We start from the raw sequence: 19257 nt of genomic DNA, 5'->3' as shown, positions 1-19257 counted from the left end.
CCTCACGTTACGTTCGACGGGCTATGTGATCCGGCGCGGGTATGCATCAATCTTATTAAAGTTCATTTATGACACGCCGATAGTTCTTCCAGGGACACGACAGATTGTATCTGACAGGGTGGTCAATTTAGCCGGTATATTCCAGGGGAATCAGTATGACCACTCAACCCGTAAAAAAAACGATGAGTACCCGCACGCAGATGCTGCTGGCGGGCGGCTTAACCATCACGCTTGGATTTACCGTCACAATTGGTGTTCTGAGCTGGCAGTCGGCGAAAGAACAAAAAACGCTGGCGGAAAAATATCTGCAGCAGATTGCGCAAAGTCGTGGACTGCAAATTCAGCAAGAGCTGAGTTATGCCCTTAATATGGCGCACAGCTTAGGGCAAAGCCTTATCGCATTACCGAAAGCGGGCGTTAACGATCGTAAAATTGCCGACAAAATCATGGAATATACACTCAGGGCCAACCCTGACTATCTCTCCATGTCCGTTATTTTTGAACCCAATGCTTTTGATGGTCGGGACGCAGATTTTGCCACTCAGAAAGGGCAGGCGCCTCAGGGGCGATATGCCTGGTTTGTCGACCGCGATCAGTCCGGTAATTATTCTATGCATCCGTTACTTTCTTTTTTGACGCCGGGCCAGGGCGATTATTATCTGGTGCCGCAGCAGACAAAGAAAGACACGCTGATTGAACCCTACAGTTATGCCTATAACGGCGTGCCGACGTTGTTGACCTCGGTGGCCTCGCCCATTATCGATCAGGGCAAACTCTACGCGGTCGTTACTTCCGATATATCCCTGGCCTCGTTACAAAAGAAAGTGAATCAGATTAAGCCGTGGCAGGGTACTGGCTATGCGTTACTGCTTTCTAATAGCGGTAAAGTGGTTTCCTCACCAGATAAAGATGAGGCTGGTAAAGCCTGGAAAGGTGAGAAAGACAATTTCACTCAACAGATCGTGGAGCATGACGATCCGTTGCTGGGTGAGAAGGCCATGTACACCTGGTACCCGGTAACGGTGGGTAACAGCGATAAGCCCTGGTACGTCGGCATTGTGGCACCGGTCAGTCAGGTGATGGCGGCGGCGAATCGGCAACGCTACTGGGCCATCGGACTGATGCTGGTGAGCATTCTGCTGGTTGGGGCTGTCCTGGGGTTATTGTTCAATCGCAAAGTGATGCGCCCGCTCGGCGGTGAGCCAGCCGAAGCGGCCAGAATCGCGCTGGCCGTTGCGGACGGTAAGCTGAGTAACGCCATCACGGTGGCACCCGGCGACAATGCCAGCCTGTTTTATGCTCTGCATACGATGCAACGTCAACTGCAATCTATTGTGGGTCAGATTAAAGATGCCAGCGCATCGGTACGAGAAGGTGCAAGCGAGATCGCCAGTGGTAACCTCGATCTGGCATCGCGCACCGAACAACAGGCGGCAGCCCTGGAAGAAACCGCGGCCAGCATGGAGCAAATCAGTGCAACGGTTCGGCTGAACGCCGACAATGCGCAGCAAGCCACCAATCTGACCGAAAATGCTACCTCTATCGCCAGCCGGGGTGAAACGCTGGTTGGGCAAGTGGTGCAAACCATGTCGCAGATCGATGACAGTTCGAAGAAGATTGGTGATATTACGACCATGATCAACAGCATTGCCTTCCAGACTAACATCCTTGCGCTCAACGCGGCGGTCGAGGCGGCGCGTGCCGGCGAGCAGGGCCGTGGATTTGCTGTCGTTGCCTCGGAGGTTCGTAATCTTGCGCAACGCAGTGCGAGCGCGGTTAAAGATATCGCGGCCCTTATTGAAGAATCCAGCGTTCGCGTACAAAGCGGTGTGAAACTGGTCAACGAGGCGGGGAAAACGATGCACGAGATGACGAAGGCTGTCTCTTCTGTGCAAAGTATTATTGATGAGATTGTGTCGGCCTCAGATGAACAGGCGCGCGGTATCGGTCAGGTCACGATCGCGGTTAACGAGATGGACGGCACGACACAGCAGAACGCCGCACTGGTACAGCAGATGTCCGCGGCAGCCAGTTCACTTGAAGACCAGGCCCAGCAGCTGGCGCAAACGGTAGAACAGTTCCGTTGATATCGGGCAAAACGGAAAATAAAAACAACCCGCGCGCTGCGGGTTGTTTTATTAGAGGGGATTAGCCTGGATAGATACCGCGATCTTTACGTGCCATGAGAATACGTTCACAGGCGACGATATAGGCTGCGGTACGCAGAGAGCAGTCCTTCTCTTTTGCTTTTTCCCAAACGTGAACCATGGCTTCCGTCATGATCTTGTCTGAACGTTTGTTAATTTCGTCTTCGCTCCAGAAGAAGCTGGCCATATCCTGCACCCATTCGAAGTAACTGACGGTTACCCCACCGGCGTTACAGATAACGTCGGGCACCACAATCACACCGCGGTTGGCCAGAACATCATCGGCGTCCGGATAGGTCGGGCCATTAGCGCCTTCAAGCACCAGCTTACAACTCAGAATCTCCGCACGTTCACGGGTAATTTGACCTTCAAGGGCGGCAGGAATCAGAATATCCATTTCCGTGTGCCAGAAGGCGTCTTTCTCAATGCTTTGCGCGCCCGTAAAGCCTGCAATCTGCTTGTGTTCAATCTGCCATTGCGTCAGCGCATCCATATCAATACCGTCGGCATTGAACAGCGTAGCGGTATGATCCTGAATCACCACCACGCGTGCACCGGCCTGGCTGAACAACCGCGCGGCCTCACTGCCTACGTTACCAAAGCCCTGTACGGCAACGCGTGCGCCTTCAATTGGAATACCTGCACGGCCTGCTACTTCACGGCCTGTGACAAATACACCGCGACCTGTGGCTTTTTCACGACCCAGAGAGCCGCCCAGGTGAATAGGTTTGCCTGTGACCACGCCGGTCACGGTGGTGCCGAGATTCATAGAATAGGTGTCCATCATCCAGGCCATGACTTTACCGTTGGTGCCCACATCCGGTGCCGGAATATCTTTCTGTGGCCCAATGATGATGCCAATTTCACTGGTATAGCGGCGTGTTAATCGCTCAAGCTCGCCTTCAGACAATTTGAACGGATCAACGCGAATGCCGCCTTTTGCGCCACCATAGGGCAGATTGACGGCGGCACATTTGATGGTCATCCAGGCTGAAAGGGCCATCACTTCATTTAAATCGACATCGGGATGATAGCGAATGCCGCCTTTGCCCGGACCGCGTGACAGGTTGTGCTGAACACGATAACCCTCAAAATGGCGAATAGAGCCGTCATCCATTTGCAAAGGAATATCAACGATTAATGCACGTTTAGGATGACGTAAAGTGTCAATCCAGCGAGTGAGGTCGCCTAAATAAGGCGCAACGCGATCGATTTGTTGTAGGTAGGTGGACCAGGCTGAAGTACTACTGTCAGACGCGTAAGATAACTTATCCATACAAAACCTTTCTTATCGAAGTTATTTATTGTGTTGAACCGTGGAAACGACACGCGCTTGAGCGCGCCGACATAATTTATCACCACCAGAAAAAATTTGATGTCGACCAGGCAGGGATTATCCCCATGCTATATCGATTCCTGGTGAATAAGAGTGAATAATAACGCCCATTACCTGCCTTAAGGTCGGCTGTTTTGTGCATAAAGAACGCATAATTAATGCATAAATTAAAAATTTGACGATTTATCAGTTCTTTGAAGAGGGTCAAAAAGTTAAGGAATTGTTTCAAATGATATTGACTTTGTTGCACCAGTAAGGTGCATAAATAAAAGTAATGCGAAGCGTTGTTTCGCTAATGCGAAGAGGCGCATGAATAACACAACGTGATTTGTTTTACGCCGTCATCTATTCAATTAAGTCTCCAGCGCACCCTTTTACATTAAGCGCAGGACAGGGCGAAGGTTCTCTTTACCTGAACTGGAATACAGGTTTTAACGTTAAAAATGAATCTTGCTGACGCGCGGCGTTGTCCTGGCTGTGCACGGTTTACGCCGGCAGTGAAGACTACGCGGTGCCTCAGCCTGTTTGCAGCGATCCATACCAAACCGGCATAAATACCCGCACAGCGCACTCTTTGTTCATGCGTTAAATAATGTGTGACCTGCACATCCTGCGTTTTTAATAAAGCGGTAGGAATTTATGTTTCGTAAAAGAATGCCCGCGACCGTCTCTGCTGAAAATTGCGCAATGCGCAAAAACGACCGGGAAGATAAAACAGAGTGATATTGCTAATGGTGTTTTCATCCGGGTTCACTAATATGTTTAAACGGATAAAGACAACGCTATCCGCCTGTATTCAGGGATGGTTAACCAGCAAGCTGGCGCTCTGTTAACGCCTCCATCAGCCTGTTTTTTCGCCCTCGGCCATCAGAGACAACAGGTGGTTGACCGCTTTGGATGTATGATTACGTCGCCATGCAAAAGCAACATCTGTGAACAGGGTATTATTTTCAATTTCGCGAAAGCACACCTGTGGATTCTGAACGCAAACCATCGATTCCGGGATAAGCGCGATACCGCAACCTGCGCCCACCATGCCAAGAGAAGAACTGATTTGCGGCGCCTGCTGGAAAGACGAAGGGGTGAAACCCGCGCGTAAACAGGCACTGACGATAAGCTCATAAAGGCTGGGTGAAACGTCGCGCGGGAAAATAATTAAGGTTTCCTGCGCCAGCTCACTCAAGGCAATACAGGGATTTTGCTGCAGGCGATGCGCCGCCGGTAAGGCCAGCACCATCCGTTCGGTAGAAATAACGCGTAAATTAAAGGGCTTACTGCTTTCGCAGGGGAGACGAATAAAGGCCGCGTCCAGTAATCCTTCCTGCAGATCCTGAATAAGTAATGACATATTCTCTTCCCGTGTCATTAATTCCAGCGCGGGATAACGCCCTTTAAACCGCCGTATAATCTCAAAGACGCGAGGATTAAACGCCACCGAACTGGCAAAGCCCAGCGACATTTTGCCGCTAATTCCCCGGGCAACACCTTTCGCCTTCTCCAGCGCATGATCGGCGAGTTGAATGATTTCAATCGCATCCGTCAAAAACGTTTTTCCTGCATCCGTCAGTTCCACGCCGCGCGTCAGCCGTTTCAACAGCGGTGTACCGATTTCATGCTCCAGTCGCTGAATTTGCTGGCTCAACGGTGGCTGCGAAATGCCAAGCAGTTCGGCCGCGCGGGTGAAATGCAGCGTCTGTGCGACAGCAACAAAATAACGAAGGTGGCGCAGTTCCATATTAAAAACGTCTCAAAGTTAACAGGTTTTGCTATTGGATTCTGTCATCAAACAGGGCCACCATTATGTTAACACGGCTTAACAGTTAACCTATGAGGCATCCGATGAGCAATTTTGTAACTGATTGTTCCTGCGAGGATCAACTAAAAGATACTGTCCAGAGACTGCAGAAAAACATGCCAGAAAGCGTTATGTATCAAACCTCTCTGATGAGTGCGCTACTGAGTGGGGTTTATGATGGTGAAACCAGAATTGCGGACTTATTGCGTAAAGGCGATTTTGGCCTGGGAACCTTTAATCAGCTGGATGGCGAACTGATTGCTTTTGACAGCAACGTTTATCAGCTGCGCGCCGATGGCAGTGCCCGGCCTGCCGATCCCGATCAGAAAACCCCCTTTGCGGTAATGACCTTTTTTCAGCCGCAGCATAAACATGTCTTTGAACGTGCGGTGCAACGCGATGAGCTGCATCAGCTTATTGACAGTGAAATCACGTCAGATAATCAGTTTTGTGCACTGCGTGTAAGTGGACATTTTTCGTCAGTCCAGACGCGTACCGTTCCGTGCCAGTGCCGCCCCTATCGATCGATGCCTGAAGTCCTGGGCAATCAACCCGTATTTGAATTCACCCACCGCAGCGGTGAACTCATTGGTTTCCGCACGCCGCAGTACATGCAAGGTATCAATGTTGCGGGCTATCACGAACATTTCATCACAGACGACAGAACCGGTGGCGGCCATATCCTGGATTATGTGCTGGAGCAGGGCACGCTGACCTTTGGTGCCATCAGCAAACTGGTCATCGATTTGCCAGAAAACAGCGACTTTCTTAATGCCAACCTGACGCCAGAAAACCTGGATGACGCAATCCGTTCTGTCGAAAGCTAATGACGAGGTCTGAATATGAAAACTCTCTCTGATACGAATCTCTGGACCTGCGGTGCCGACCTGGTTGTCGCACAACTTGAAGCGCAGGGCGTCAGCCATGTGTTTGGCATTCCAGGGGCAAAAATCGATAAAGTGTTTGATTCTCTGCTGGATTCGACTATTCAAACAATCCCCGTGCGGCATGAGGCCAATGCGGCTTTTATGGCCGCTGCGGTGGGCCGACTGACGGGTAATGCGGGCGTGGCGCTGGTGACATCCGGTCCTGGCTGTTCAAACCTGGTCACCGGTATGGCTACCGCCACCAGTGAAGGCGATCCGGTGGTGGCCATTGGCGGCGCGGTCAAACGTTCCGACAGCGCCAAGCAGGTTCACCAGAGCCTGGATACCGTCTCCATGTTTCGCCCGGTGACAAAATATGCGGTCGAAGTGACGGATTCTTCTGCGCTGGCGGAATGCGTGTCGAACGCGTTCCGTCATGCAGAGCATGGACGCGGCGGCGGTGCATTTGTCAGCCTGCCGCAGGATATTGTTGATCAGCCGGTAACGGGTAAAGTGCTCACCAGTAAAGGCCGCATCACCTTGGGCGCGGCACCTGACATCATGATTGATGCGGTCAGCCGTGAAATCGCCAACGCGAAAAACCCGGTCATTTTACTGGGCCTGATGGCCAGCCAGCCTGAGAACAGTGAGGCGATTCACGATCTGTTAAACCGCAGCCATATTCCGGTCACCAGTACCTATCAGGCCGCAGGTGCCATTCGCCAGGAACACTTTTCCCGTTTTGCCGGTCGCGTTGGGCTTTTCAACAACCAGGCCGGTGACAAGCTGCTGCAACAGGCGGACCTGATTATTACCATCGGTTACAGCCCGGTTGAATATGAGCCAGCGATGTGGAACAGCGGTAATGCGACGTTAGTCCACATTGATGTGGTGCCCGCAGAAACGGATAACCGCTACCTGCCTGATGCGGAACTGGTCGGCAACATTGCCGAGACTCTGCGTAAACTGGCTGAACGTATCACCCATCCTTTACAACTCAGCCATGAAGCTGCAAGCGTACTGGACGATCGTCAGCAACAGCGGCAGTTACTTGCCTTGCAGGGGGCAAGCCTCAATCAGTTTGCCCTTCATCCACTGCGCATCGTTCGCGCGATGCAGGACATTATTAACAGCGATGTCAGTCTGACCGTCGATATGGGAAGCTTCCATATCTGGATTGCCCGCTATCTCTACAGTTTCCGTGCACGGCAAATCATGATCTCCAACGGACAGCAAACCATGGGCGTTGCTCTACCCTGGGCGATCGGCGCCTGGCTGGTCGATCCACAGCGCAAGGTCGTCTCGGTTTCGGGAGACGGCGGCTTCCTGCAATCAAGCATGGAGCTGGAAACCGCGGTCAGGCTGAAAGCGAATATTTTGCACATTGTCTGGGTCGATAATGCTTACAACATGGTGGCGATGCAGGAAGAGAAGAAATACCAGCGTGTTTCAGGGGTGAACTTTGGCCCAATCGACTTTAAAGCTTATGCAGAGGCATTCGGTGCAGCAGGGTTCGCGGTGAACAGTGCATCTGAACTTGAGCCAACGTTACGCAAAGCGATGGATGTGCAGGGGCCGGCTGTGGTGGCGGTGCCAGTGGATTATGCCGATAACCATTTGCTGATGGGTCAGCTACACCTCAGTCAGTTGCTTTGATTTCAATGGAAAATGGAATAAGGAAACGATGATGAAAAAACGAGTTGCGCTTGTTACAGGTGCGGGTCAGGGCATTGGTGAAGCCATTGCCTTACGTCTGGCTAAAGACGGTTTTGCGGTTGCAGTGGCTGATTTCAATATCGAAACCGCTTCACGGGTCGCAGAAAAGATCGAAAAAGAAGGCAGCCGTGCGCTGGCCATCAAGGTTGATGTGTCAAAACGGGATCAGGTGTTTCATGCGGTAGAAGAAGCACGCCGCGTTTTGGGTGATTTTAACGTCATCGTCAATAACGCGGGTGTCGCACCCTCCACGCCGATTGATGAAATCACCGAAGACGTCATCGACAAGGTTTACAACGTTAACGTCAAAGGTGTGATTTGGGGCATTCAGGCGGCGGTAAAAGCGTTCGCATCGGAAGGGCACGGTGGGAAAATCATTAACGCCTGTTCTCAGGCCGGGCATGTCGGCAATCCCGAGCTGGCAGTTTACAGCTCAAGCAAGTTTGCTGTTCGGGGCCTGACACAAACTGCCGCACGGGATCTGGCACCGGTGGGGATCACCGTGAATGGCTTTTGTCCTGGTATTGTTAAAACACCGATGTGGGCGGAAATCGACAGGCAGATTTCCGAAGCGGCAGGCAAACCCGTGGGTTATGGGACTCAGGAGTTTGCGAAAAGAATCACGCTTGGTCGGTTATCAGAACCCGAAGATGTCGCAGCCTGTGTCGCCTTTCTTGCCGGCCCGGACTCTGATTACATCACCGGACAGTCGTTACTGGTCGACGGTGGCATGGTGTTTAGCTGATCGGATAAAAGTCTGGCGCCAGTGCGCCAGACTGCCCGTAGTCCACACGAGCCTCAGCCCGAAACGCGCTTTGCTGCCGTGATTTATCCTGCCATGACCACTCTGGTTACCTTTCCCATAGTTTACTGACAATTTTAAGAGCATACCGAGCGTTTGCGGGCTTCCATCATGCGCTGAAACCGCTAAAATGATGCGCTCATTTGCCAGGGAGTCAGACAGCTATAATGCGTTATCGTAATCTTTTTGCCGCACTCGCGGTCGCCACCACATTAGCCGGATGTGCTAAACATCCTGCCGCCAATACCACTGCTGATGCTGCCGTTGCTGCCGATGATTTTACAACCGGTCCAACGCAGATTGATGTTTCACATGTCATTACGCGTGCTGATGACGGATCGCATATTTATCTGACGGTAGATGGCAAAGATGCAGGCGAACTGCCAAATGGTGAAAGCAAGATTGTTCATGTTGCTGCGGGTAAACACGAAGTCGGTGGCTATGTGCGCACGCTGTTTGGCCTGGGCCGCGTGACTATCGATCCACTTGAGGTGACAACGTCACCTGATGATGTCAAAAAAGTGGCTTACACGGTGACCCGTAATAAGGCGACGTTTGTTGAACAGCCAAAACAGACTGAACAGCCGCAACCACAGCCGCAAGAGCAGGAACAGGGCTGATTTAATCTTGAGGGGCAGAGAGAGCTTAGGGCACCCAGCAGAAGCCTGATGTTTGCATGAAGACAGATAATTTCAGGTTGCTGTCGTCATCATGCTGATCGCTCAGCAACCGCTTCCAGCGCTTCTGGCCACCTCATTCTGTAACCGTTCTTATCGTCTGCATCAGACCGCCCTGTGACGACGATTGTTCTCTTTTTAAAGAGAATAATCTGCTCATATGGCGTACCGGATAACAGAAACGGCTCAGGGATGCGTGGCTAAAGCCCCAACTCGCTGAGTGAAGGATGATCGTCCGGCCGACGGCCCTGAGGCCAGTGAAACAGTCGCTGACTGTCGGTAATAGCTACATCGTTAATGCTGGCATAACGTTTCACCATGAAACCATTCTCATCAAACTCCCAGTTCTCATTGCCGTAGGAGCGGAACCAGTTGGCCTGGCTGTCGTGCCACTCATAGGCAAAACGCACGGCAATACGATTCGCGTGAAAGCTCCATAACTCTTTAATCAACCGATACTCGGCTTCGCGTTGCCATTTGTCTTGTAAAAATGTCACGATTTCGGCCCGGCCCGTGATGAAGGTATCTCGGTTGCGCCATGCGCTGTCGGGTGAATAGGCCAGAGAAACGCGTTCCGGATCGCGGCTGTTCCAGGCGTCTTCTGCCAGGCGAACTTTCTTTATCGCATCCTGTACATCGGTAAACGGCGGTAACGGCTGACGTTGTGCTTCCATTGGGTCTCCTGAAATCCTGACAGACTCAGCGGCACCACAAAAGCAGGGTGCCGGCTGAATAGCGGGGCTGACGAAATAGCGCCTGTTTTAGAGCGAAATGGCGTGAACCTGACAGACCGCGCGTGCTGCTTCTTTCCCTTTTTTCACGAAATGCGCCGTGTAGAAATCAATGAAGTCGTCGGAAGGCTGAAAATTATGTGGCGTCAGTGAGACAGAAAATACCGGCACATTCGTTGCAAGCTGTGCCTGCATTAAGCCACTGACCACGGCCTGAGCAACAAAGTCGTGGCGGTAAATTCCACCATCTACCACCAATGCCGCACAGACGATGGCGTCAAACTGACCTGTTTGCGCCAGGCGCTGTGCCAGTAACGGCATTTCAAAGGCACCAGGCACATCCCAGGTTTTGATCGCGTAAGGCGTGCCACTGTTCTCCATTTCCTGATTAAAGCCAACCAGGGTTTGAGAAACAATGTCGCTGTGCCAGTTTGCCTTGATAAAGGCGACTCTTAACGGTTGCATAACTTACTCCAGTAAACGTGACATCCGGCTCCCGTGAAATCGCAAAACGATCGCCTTCTCCCAAATAAAAAATAAAGCTGTCTGATGAGCAGCACGACAGATTCGCTCAGCACTTCTTAATAAACCTAGCCGCCTGAGGGCGGAATGCAGGTGAAGTCACTAACGTAAGGGCGACATTATAAGCTGATGTCAATAAACCCTGCTTACCTTTAATGAGCTTTTACAGCCATCCACTGTTGCAATAGCCAGGGGCTTAGTGCAGCAAGGGGTGCTTTTGCAGCAGCCTTAACAGCGATGTCGTAACGCCCTTTTTGCGTAACGCTTTCCACTTATGTGTCTGCTTAAAAATACTACTGGATATTTAAACAGGTAATTGTATAATTATTCCACTGCCCGTTGGGTGTTGTCTGGAATGATTAGGGGGTAAAGCCCATGATGATGTCGACAGAAATCTTCAAAGCAACGGATCATGCCATTACCATGACCAGCCGTGAAATTGCCCAAATGACCGGGAACACGCACGGTGAAGTCAAACGTTTAATCAAAAGCCTTGAAACGGCGCAGCGCCTGTCCCAGCCGCTTTTAGTCAATCTCTATGAGCGCCAGGGTGAGATGCGTCAGGAGTTCTGCCTGAATAAACGCGACTCCCTGCTTGCCGTCGCCCGGCTTTCGCCCGGTTTTACTGCCGATGCGCTTGACCGTTGGCAAGCCCTGGAAGAACGCATTCATCTGCCTGACTTCACCAATCCCGCTGAAGCGGCGCGTGCCTGGGCTGAACAGTTTGAACAGCGGCGGGCCGCAGAGAAACAGTTGGCGGAGTCAGCACCTAAAGCCGCTTTTTTTGACGACTTTGTTAACGTCGAAACCTCTCTGGGTTTTCGCCAGCTGTGTAAAATGCTGAAAGCCAAAGAGGCTGATTTCCGTCAGTTCCTGCTGGAGCGTAATATCATGTTCCGTGACAAGGGAACCCTGACGCCTCAACATTATCATCTTCAGGCGGGTTACTTTACGCTGCATTCAGGCACGGCGGATAATCAGCATGCTTTCTCTCAGGCGCGTTTTACTGCTAAAGGCGTCAGGTGGATTGCCCACCTGTGGGCCGGGCATCTGTCGACACAAACCAAAGGTGCGGCGGCTTAGCGCTTGCCGGTGTTGTTAACAGGCCGCCGATTAAGCGGCCTGCTCCGGCAGGCTGTTTACCAGCCCTTAATAGCATCACCTTTGTAGACTTCTTCAGCCTTAGCCGCGACTTCTGGAGACTGTAAAGCAGACTTCAGCTTTTGAATCTTATCGCTGTCTTTATTGTCCTGGCGTGATACCAGCGCATTGACGTAAGGCGATGAGGCGCTCTCCATAAACAATCCGTCGCGATGGGCTGACAGGCCCGCCTGAGCAGAGAAGTTGGTATTAATAATTGAAAGTGTGACGTTCGGGTCGTCGAGAGTACGGGTTAACTGCGGCGTATCAACTTCAACCAGCTTCAGGTGCTTAGGGTTCTCAGTAATATCCAGCGAGGTGGGCAAGTAACCAACGCCCTCTTTGAGCTTAATCAAGCCCTGCGCCTGCAACAGCAGCAGACTGCGGCCCAGCGTCGTGGCTTCATTAGAAAGGGTGATGGTATCGCCATCTTTAAGTTCACTGATGTTTTTAATTTTGTGAGAATAAGCAGCGATGGGGAAGACAAAGGTTTTACCTACGACGGCAAATTTGTAGCCACGCTCTTTGGATTGTTCTTCAAGGTAAGGAAGACTTTGAAACGCGTTGGCATCCACTTCTTTATTATTGAGCGCTTCGTTTGGCAGCACGTAATCGTTGAAGTTAAGGACTTCAACATCCAGCTGATACTTGTCTTTAGCAATTTTTTGCACTTCCTGCCAGATCGCTTCATCGGGACCGGTGTTTATCGCGACTTTAACTTTATGATCATTATCAGGTGAACAGGCGGACAATAATAATACGGAACTGGCGATTAGCGCCGTAAATAAACCTTTCATTAGTAGCTATTCCCATCAGTAAAAGATGTCAAAAGCCTAATACAAATTCTCAGCCTTGCGTACTGACGTGGCGATATAAGATATAACCATTAACGCCTGATTTGTTTAAAAAATCATCACAAGATAATCCATGACTCAACGACCTCTGCATGAAAAAATCCATTATGAAGTCAGGCCGCACCACGCTAAATAATCAGCTACGTTTAAACACGTCACTCATTTCGGCATCGCCGACTCGCTGTCAGGAGCAAACATGTCAGGGAATCATCCCGATAAATCATCAGATTCAGAAATCGTCGCCGTGCAGGTATTAAAAAGCAGTCAGGCGTGGAACGGTCAGCGTATTGAAGCCTATCCGCAAGGGGAGCCCGAACTGACGGTGATGCGCCTGACCCTTCCGGCCCATACCTCATTGCCGTGGCATACTCATCCCATGCCGAATGCGTGCTTTATCTTGTCAGGCACGCTTGTGGTTGAGGATAAAGAAACCGGTGAACAGCAAACCTTTCAGGCTGGCGAAGCGTTAAATGAAACGGTAAACAGCGCACATCGCGGCTTTACGCTGAACACGCCTGCCGAGCTGGTGATTACCTATGCGGGGGTGAAAGGGATGGAGCTGACCGACCCGCTTCCCGGCGAACCTGAAGAATTTTAACGGGAAGAGGTATGCCGTTGTCGGTGAGCACTGGCAGCGCGGTGCCGCCCAACCATAAGGGAGCAAGGCCGTGAAATCCTTCGGGGAGCAGGCTATGTCGATGACGTCATTCAGGGTAATGACGGATAAAAAAACCAGCCGATAAAGGCTGGTTTATGTTGTTATGCGACACACTTCAGGCTTTCAGCGATGCGCCCCCACAGATGACCAGTTCCTGACCGGTAACAGGCGCGGCAAGTTCGCTGAGTAAATAACCCACCAGCGAGGCCACTTCTTCTGGCCGGATTAAGCGACCAATCGGGGGCACCATAGGTGCCGAAGCGGCGCGCTCAGGTTTGGTGAGCATCGGCGTTTCTGTTGCGCCAGGCGCGACGACGTTAACGGTAATGTTACGCGGTGCCAGCTCCATTCCCCAGGAGCGGACCATACCGACCAGCGCCGCTTTGGTTGCGGCATATTGCGAACGGTTAGCGGCACCCCGGGAGGTACGGCTACCTATAATGACGATCCGGCTGCCAGACTGCATCGTTGGCGCAAAGTGATTGACCAGGACTTCCGCCGCGTGAACGTGCAACGACCACAGGCGCGCGCTGGCCGCGCCATCCAGCTCACCCAAGGGTGCGGCCACTATCATCCCTGCGGCATGTATCAGCGCATCCGGCGTATCAAGATGGCTGATAGCCGATTTAAGCTGGTCGGCGTCCGTTAAATCAACGGCAATCCAGTCAAGGTTCGGTGATGTCATCTCACCTTGCGTTCTGCTCAGGCCGGTCACTTTCCAGCCATGACTCAGCAGATGCTGTGTGATGGCTTTGCCGATTCCGGAGCTGTATCCAGTGACGATAGCGTGACGCATCTCAGCCTCCCAACATAGATTTTGGTACTTTAAATACCGCTTTGCGGACCGTCATCGGTTCGTTTACCGCACACAGTGCCTGATGCGGTTCACCGGGCAGAAATACCGCAAAATCTCCTTTTTTTAGCACAATGCTCACCGGCAAATCGCTTCGGTTGGTGATAAACAAATCGGGTTTTTTCTCTTCATCCCCGGCATCGGCCACCGACTGCATTCCCGCGTTGATCATCTCTTCCCCTTCCAGCATCACCTGAATATCAGCCCAAAGATGATGATATTCCGTATGTCGTAATGCCGCATCCTGAGTGCTGGCCTGCTGGATATTACAAAACCACTCAGCCTTTTCCGGTTGCCACTTACCGATGTCTTTTGCTGCTAATGCCTCAAGTGAGCATTCGGGTAACTGGAGTAGGGCTAACAGTTTATCCGGTAACCCTGCCATTGGCAGGGCGTTCAGGTTTCCAATCATCATCTGACTATTCCTTCACCCACTCTGGCGTGACGCGAGCATATTTGATCGCCTGACGGAAATACGTATAAGCGATATGCAATGTGCCTTCAGCATCCTGTTTGATACTTGGATAGGAAAACTCACGGTTAAGCTTCTCCTGCGAGTTATTGGTCATGCAGTAACCATCGCCCTCATCCAGGTTTTTCTGCCATGGCCAGCTCTTGCCGCCATCAGCCGAAATAGCCAGGGTCATGGGCGCGCGTGGTGCCCCCCAAAATGCGGCACGGCCGGTAGTTTCTGGCTCTTTTCTGCCATCACCATCATCGATCTCATCATACAAAGAGGCACGACGTTCCGTGGCTCCGGCCGCGCTCATATTGTTAAACACCAGGGCCAGTTCGCCGCTTTGAAGCGTTGTCACCTGAATTGAGGAGTTGTTGTTAGGCAGAACGGTGGCTTCAGGCGCTGACCAGGTTTCACCGCCGTCGGTTGAGCGGCTGAGATAGATATTATCTGCCCAGCGACTGCGATAAAGGGCAACAAGCGAGCCGTCCTTTAAGGCGGTGATGTTCATGTGCACGCAACCCAGGCTGTCCGGCACCACCACATCCCGCCAGCTTTTGCCCTGATCGGACGAAATTTTCACCGCGCTGATATCATCATTACCAACCCACTTTTCGCCCGGCTGAGTGCGGCAGTAGAAGACGGGCAGTAACCAGTTACCATTCTCAAGCACGGTGATAGGCTGACGGATGAACGTTCCTGGCTTATCTAACAGGGTGTCAATCGGCCCCCAGGTTTTACCCAGATCGCGGGACTGGCGGTATCTGACAATCGCGGTATCCTGATTGCCGGATACCTGCGCTGTCCATAACAGCCACAGCACATTATCGGGCGCGAGAAACAGCACAGGGTTCTGCTCAGAACGCGTTGGATCGTCAGACAGTTTTACCGCCTCGCTCCAGGTCTCACTTCCCGCCGGCAAGCGCGAGCACCAGACGGAGATATCAGCAATCCCTTCCTGCGTGCCGCCGAACCAGACACAGAGCAGGGAACCATCGTGAAGCGGCAAAATATTTGCCGCGTGGTTTTGCGGGCACGACGAAGGCAACATTGCCGTCAGCACTCGGCCATCTTTTTCCCATGGCTTCACATGGCCATCACGAATTACGGTTACAGTCATTTTATTCTCCTTTGCTTGCTGCAGTTTTTGCGTCTTCAGCGGCTTGGGTTCTGGCTTTACTTGGGATCATATGATCAATAGCCATGATTAACGCAGGCGTCAGGAGCGCGATATACATGTTGTTAATACCAAACGGATCCCCTAACAGATACCAGATGGAGGTGACAACACAGGCGCCAATCAGTCCCGCGTTTGCGCCACGGGTACTTCTGTAAAATGGCGCGTAGAAAGCAATCACCGCGACAACGGTAATAGACAGACGAATAGCACGTGTAAAGAAAGAGAGCTTCAGGACTTCCGGTACGAACAGAACAAAAATCAGCGGCAGGAAGCCAATTAACAGCGATAACCAGCGGGTGGTTTTAAATTCCTGCTCAGGTGACGGCTTGAAGTAAGGCACATAAAAATCTTTCACCACCAGTGAGGCAATCGCCAGGGCTACAGTACTGACGCTGACAAAGATGGAGGCAACCAGCGAGGTCGTCACCAGACCGGCCAGCCACGGGTTCATGTCCTGCAGGAACACGGGCATTGCATACAGGCTGTTAATGTCGGGATGCAGATACTTAGCGGCCACGCCGATCACCGCAATCGCCAGGGCAATCGGCATACAGAACAGGAAAGCAATCCAGGTTGAACGCTGCGCAGACTTAACATCTTTGGTTGAGGAGATGGCCTGAATCACAAACTGCGTGCAGAAAATCGAACCAATGGTACCGATGAGCCAGGCAAAGATTGTTGACGCACCAATATTCCCGTCCCAGGTCCAGTAATAAGCGGGCATTTCGTCGATCATTGGCTTGAGGCCGCCCGTTTGCGACAGGGCAAACCATAAAATGGCCAGCACACCAAAATACTTTAATCCGCTGTGCAGCATGGTGACCCAGGCAATCCCTTTCAAACCACCAAACGCAAAATAGAAGGTACTGACCACGGCCGTAATAAACGCGGCAACAGGTAAGGTGACGTGTAATACCGTCGCGATAGCAGCGGCACCACTCACATAATTTCCCACATTGACCAGGAGCAGGGCATAAATCATGATCAGTGAAATGATATTTTTAGTACTGTTACCGTATTTTTCAGCGATAGCACCTGAAATGGTAATCTTGCCGGTATTATAAATACGTTTTACCAGGAGCATACCAAATAACGGGAAACCAATTGCGGCACCAATAACAGACCATGACGCGGCGATACCGCCTTCGAAAGCGGCCTGAGCAGTCCCAATAGTGGATTTTGCGCCTATATATTCTGACATCAGCAGAATACCAACGATAAAGGCTGGCATGGCTCTGGAGCCTTCCATAAAATCGCCAGAGTTTTTACTGCGTAATCGGAATGTCAGCCAGGTGGTAAAGACAATATAAGCCACCACAATGCCAATAATTATCAGGGTGTCCTGAGCGTTGAAAGTTTTCATTATAGCCTCAGATATAACAAGATAAATTCGGGGAGCAGGGTGTACTCCCTGTATTTACGATTTATTACTTCTTATTATCACTTCAGGTAGAGGTTGATGATTCTGCGGATTTCATCTTCCTGAGCGGCATCAAAATGAATCGCATAACGACTTTCGCCCACGTTATGGCCCAGAATCTGCAACGCTTTTTTTACCGCTGCAGGTGAAAAGGCCACTTTATAAAGGTCGGTGCGTAAACCCGTTACCTGCTCTTGTGCCAATCGCGATCCGTCGATATCTCCGGCGTGGAACCGGGACCAGATATCATTTATTTGACGGGGCGCAACGTTAGCCAGACCTGAAATACAGGCTGAACAGCCGTCTACATAACCCTGATGGATAAGCGAATCCGGCCCGTTCAGGACAGCAAAGTCTTTGCTATCCTTCACCGCATCCAGATATCCACTCAGGCTTTCGTAGCTTCCCGCACTGTCTTTTACGCCAATAATATTGGGATGCTCAGCCAGTATGCGGGCCGTTTCTGGCGCAATGGTATTGCCCGTTCTGGCCGGAATGTTGTACAAAAAAACCGGGACGGAAAGGGCATCGGCGATAGCCGTATAATGGTTAATCAGTTCGCGTTGATTGAGGGGAACAAAGTAAGGCGTAATAACCGAAACCGCGTCTACGCCCAGTTTCTCAATTTGTTTACCTAAGCGAATGGTTTCACGGGTAGAGATCTCACCAATATGTGCAACGACGTTTCCGCGTCCTGATACTTCATCGACACAGGTTTCAGTAACAGTAAGTTTCTCTTTTTCATTCAGAACAAAAAACTCACCGTTAGTGCCGCCGCAGAAAATCCCATTGCCCGCATTCAGTTGACGAATCACCTGACGTTTAAGCTCATCAAGATTAAGCTCACCTTCTTTGTCAAAAGGGGTAACAATCGCTGTTAGCACACCTTCAATTTTTTTACTCATTGCCCACTCCTTTTTAAATTAAACCGTTGGGAAAAGCGTCCGGTAAATCGCAGCCACGTCCTGATGGCTGACCACGCAAGGCGCATTGTTCATCAACCGCTTCACATTCAGAGCCGCTTCGCTAAGGGAATCAATGTCATCTGAAGGCACACCTAAGGCTTCAAGGTTATCCGGCAGGTTGAGTCGTTTAACTAATTTGGCGAGATAGTCGACCAGCGCATGGGATTTCTCTTCCTGGCTTAGCGTGGTATCGGCATCCGGAATCAGGTCCCAAACGTTGGCAAATTTTTCCACGGCAAACGGGCGCACGACTTTCATGCAGGGTGCCAGCAGAATGGCGTTGGCGACACCGTGAGGCAGATGCCAGGTCCCGCCCAGCGGATAAGAAAGCGCATGCACAAGGTGAGTGCCGGCATGGGCAATCGCCGCGCCGCCATAATAAGAAGCCCACAGCATCTCCAGCCTTGCGTTCAGGTTATGCGGCTCATTAACGGATGTTTCGAGATTACGGAATAATTTATGCAGACCCATTAACGCCACGTTGTCGCCCACAGGGTTAGAAATGGTGGCGGTGTAGCATTCAAGTAAATGGCACAACGCATCAATGCCCGTTGAAGAGGCGATGTGCGCCGGCATGCTGGTTGTCAGTTCGGGTAGCAGGGCAACATAATCGGGCAGCATCACAGGAGAAATAATGCCCACTTTGGTATTTTTCTCTGGAATGGCCAGAATCGCATTGGGTGTCGATTCCGATCCGGTGCCCGCAGTAGAAGGAATGAGCAGCGAGGGCAAACGGGCTTCGATTTTCTGACCGTCCAGCAGCGCCTTAAGCGACGGGCTGGAAGCATGGCATAAAACAGAGAGGAGCTTCGCCACATCTAAAACGCTTCCGCCGCCAATGCCCACCACCAAATCATAGGTTTTGCCTGTCGCGCGCGTCAGCACGGCCTCAACATCGGTATGCGTTGGCTCAGCGGGAACATCATCAATAAGTTCAACATGACGGTCATCCTGGCCCAGCAGTGCCAGAATTTGCTGAGTCGCGGACAAATTCACAATGTTCTTGTCTGTCAAAACCAGCAGTCGGTTACGGCCCACCACGACTGGCGTGAGGGCGTTTATCGCGTTGGAACCGCTTAAGATTGTACTGTTAATTAATGCCACGTTTTTCTCCCCATTTTTGACTGAAATTCTTCAT

General features: G+C 51.4%; 18 protein-coding genes. 7 read left to right on the top strand and 11 right to left on the bottom strand.

The genetic code is table 11. The features are described 5' to 3' along the window. Positions 1-155 precede the first annotated feature (155 nt). Complete coding sequence (locus CMR03_RS11675) at positions 156-2087, top strand: methyl-accepting chemotaxis protein (protein ID WP_096011631.1); 1932 nt, start codon at positions 156-158, stop codon at positions 2085-2087. A gap of 61 nt (positions 2088-2148) precedes the next feature. Here CMR03_RS11675 and CMR03_RS11670 read toward each other — a convergent pair whose 3' ends face one another. Together CMR03_RS11670 and CMR03_RS11665 are read right to left on the bottom strand one after the other, a co-directional pair. Further along, positions 2149-3423 carry a Glu/Leu/Phe/Val family dehydrogenase gene (locus tag CMR03_RS11670; protein ID WP_063876950.1) on the bottom strand — a complete coding sequence of 425 codons (1275 nt, stop codon included), beginning with the start codon at positions 3421-3423 and terminating at the stop codon, positions 2149-2151. A 901-nt stretch (positions 3424-4324) separates the two neighbouring features. Next, positions 4325-5218, bottom strand: a complete 894-nt coding sequence (locus tag CMR03_RS11665) for a LysR family transcriptional regulator (RefSeq protein WP_096011630.1) — start codon at positions 5216-5218, stop codon at positions 4325-4327. 104 nt (positions 5219-5322) lie between these two features. Here CMR03_RS11665 and budA point away from each other — a divergent pair, with 104 nt between their 5' ends. From budA to CMR03_RS11645, 4 genes are all read left to right on the top strand, one after another. Then, positions 5323-6105, top strand: coding sequence for an acetolactate decarboxylase (budA, locus tag CMR03_RS11660; RefSeq protein WP_096011629.1), 783 nt, complete (start codon positions 5323-5325; stop codon positions 6103-6105). A gap of 15 nt (positions 6106-6120) precedes the next feature. Continuing rightward, positions 6121-7800 carry an acetolactate synthase AlsS gene (alsS, locus tag CMR03_RS11655; RefSeq protein ID WP_063876947.1) on the top strand — a complete coding sequence of 560 codons (1680 nt, stop codon included), beginning with the start codon at positions 6121-6123 and terminating at the stop codon, positions 7798-7800. Between the two features lie 31 nt (positions 7801-7831). Then, a complete protein-coding gene (locus tag CMR03_RS11650) occupies positions 7832-8605 on the top strand; it encodes a (S)-acetoin forming diacetyl reductase (protein WP_096011628.1) in 774 nt (257 codons plus the stop codon). Between the two features lie 224 nt (positions 8606-8829). Further along, positions 8830-9282 (top strand): hypothetical protein, encoded by a 453-nt coding sequence (locus CMR03_RS11645; protein ID WP_063876945.1) that lies wholly within the window; start codon positions 8830-8832, stop codon positions 9280-9282. A gap of 257 nt (positions 9283-9539) precedes the next feature. Here the strand turns inward: CMR03_RS11645 and CMR03_RS11640 are convergent, their stop codons facing one another. Together CMR03_RS11640 and CMR03_RS11635 are read right to left on the bottom strand one after the other, a co-directional pair. Beyond that, complete coding sequence (locus CMR03_RS11640; RefSeq protein ID WP_096011627.1) at positions 9540-10013, bottom strand: nuclear transport factor 2 family protein; 474 nt, start codon at positions 10011-10013, stop codon at positions 9540-9542. Positions 10014-10100: 87 nt separating this feature from the next. Then, complete coding sequence (locus CMR03_RS11635; protein WP_063876943.1) at positions 10101-10535, bottom strand: 6,7-dimethyl-8-ribityllumazine synthase; 435 nt, start codon at positions 10533-10535, stop codon at positions 10101-10103. Between the two features lie 432 nt (positions 10536-10967). On the opposite strand from CMR03_RS11635, the gene CMR03_RS11630 reads away from it, so the two are divergent. Next, positions 10968-11675, top strand: coding sequence for a phage antirepressor KilAC domain-containing protein (locus tag CMR03_RS11630; RefSeq protein ID WP_063876942.1), 708 nt, complete (start codon positions 10968-10970; stop codon positions 11673-11675). A gap of 56 nt (positions 11676-11731) precedes the next feature. Here CMR03_RS11630 and CMR03_RS11625 read toward each other — a convergent pair whose 3' ends face one another. After that, on the bottom strand, positions 11732-12529 hold the full coding sequence (locus CMR03_RS11625; protein ID WP_096011626.1) for a MetQ/NlpA family ABC transporter substrate-binding protein: 798 nt from the start codon (positions 12527-12529) through the stop codon (positions 11732-11734). Between the two features lie 253 nt (positions 12530-12782). Here CMR03_RS11625 and CMR03_RS11620 point away from each other — a divergent pair, with 253 nt between their 5' ends. After that, entirely contained in the window at positions 12783-13184 is a 402-nt protein-coding gene (locus CMR03_RS11620) for a cupin domain-containing protein (protein ID WP_063876940.1), read from the top strand. Positions 13185-13359: 175 nt separating this feature from the next. On the opposite strand, the gene CMR03_RS11615 is transcribed toward CMR03_RS11620, so the two are convergent. The 6 genes from CMR03_RS11615 to CMR03_RS11590 all read right to left on the bottom strand — a co-directional run bounded on the left by CMR03_RS11615 (position 13360) and on the right by CMR03_RS11590 (position 19223). Beyond that, positions 13360-14040 carry an SDR family NAD(P)-dependent oxidoreductase gene (locus CMR03_RS11615; protein WP_096011625.1) on the bottom strand — a complete coding sequence of 227 codons (681 nt, stop codon included), beginning with the start codon at positions 14038-14040 and terminating at the stop codon, positions 13360-13362. Between the two features lies 1 nt (position 14041). Beyond that, positions 14042-14512 carry a NanQ anomerase/TabA/YiaL family protein gene (locus CMR03_RS11610; RefSeq protein ID WP_096011624.1) on the bottom strand — a complete coding sequence of 157 codons (471 nt, stop codon included), beginning with the start codon at positions 14510-14512 and terminating at the stop codon, positions 14042-14044. A 4-nt stretch (positions 14513-14516) separates the two neighbouring features. Beyond that, positions 14517-15674 (bottom strand): sialidase family protein, encoded by a 1158-nt coding sequence (locus CMR03_RS11605; RefSeq protein WP_096011623.1) that lies wholly within the window; start codon positions 15672-15674, stop codon positions 14517-14519. A gap of 1 nt (position 15675) precedes the next feature. After that, positions 15676-17097: a sodium:solute symporter family protein gene (locus CMR03_RS11600; RefSeq protein WP_063876936.1), complete on the bottom strand. Its 1422-nt coding sequence runs from the start codon at positions 17095-17097 to the stop codon at positions 15676-15678. A 77-nt stretch (positions 17098-17174) separates the two neighbouring features. Then, positions 17175-18059 (bottom strand): dihydrodipicolinate synthase family protein, encoded by an 885-nt coding sequence (locus tag CMR03_RS11595; RefSeq protein WP_063876935.1) that lies wholly within the window; start codon positions 18057-18059, stop codon positions 17175-17177. Positions 18060-18077: 18 nt separating this feature from the next. Beyond that, the gene (locus tag CMR03_RS11590; protein WP_096011622.1) at positions 18078-19223 is read right to left on the bottom strand and encodes an iron-containing alcohol dehydrogenase; all 1146 of its coding nucleotides are present in this window, start codon (positions 19221-19223) and stop codon (positions 18078-18080) included. Positions 19224-19257: the final 34 nt, after the last annotated feature.

The organism is Pantoea allii (genome assembly GCF_002307475.1).
Lineage (GTDB): Bacteria > Pseudomonadota > Gammaproteobacteria > Enterobacterales > Enterobacteriaceae > Pantoea > Pantoea allii.
Note: the sequence above shows the minus strand (reverse complement) of the source record. Positions and strands in the feature narration are given on the sequence as shown.